We start from the raw sequence: 378 nt of genomic DNA, 5'->3' as shown, positions 1-378 counted from the left end.
ATCTTGAACTCCGGCGTGGGGACCGGGACTTCGAAGGTCGCAAGACCCGACGTGACAGCGAGATCGCCCGTCAAGCTGTTGCCCAGGCATGAATGCGGCACCAGCGCGACCAGATCCGATTGGCGTGCGATCCGCATTGCATCCGGATATCCAGGCACGACGACCCTTATCGCCCGTTTAAGCCCCAGCTTCTCCAGGGCGGCATCGACGGGCTCGATTCTCTCCCCATCCTTGGATGCCAAGACATGGTCGCAGGCGGCATATCTTTCTGCGGTCACCGCCGCGCGCTCGAGAAGAGGATGTCCAATTCGGGCAACGCCAACAAGCTTGTCATGGAACAGGAACTGGGTGCGTATCTCCGGCGCGGACGTTCCAAGC

1 protein-coding gene is annotated in these 378 nt (G+C 61.1%); it reads right to left on the bottom strand.

From position 1 onward, the window contains the following. Nucleotides 1-308 (bottom strand): LysR substrate-binding domain-containing protein (locus tag EN750_RS39105; protein ID WP_245482970.1); only part of this gene is annotated, 308 nt, incomplete at its 3' end. Nucleotides 309-378 lie beyond the last annotated feature (70 nt).

Origin of the sequence: Mesorhizobium sp. M7A.F.Ca.ET.027.03.2.1, from assembly GCF_003999175.1 — a bacterium.
In the GTDB taxonomy this organism is placed as follows: domain Bacteria; phylum Pseudomonadota; class Alphaproteobacteria; order Rhizobiales; family Rhizobiaceae; genus Mesorhizobium.
This window is presented reverse-complemented; position numbering and strand designations above follow the sequence as displayed.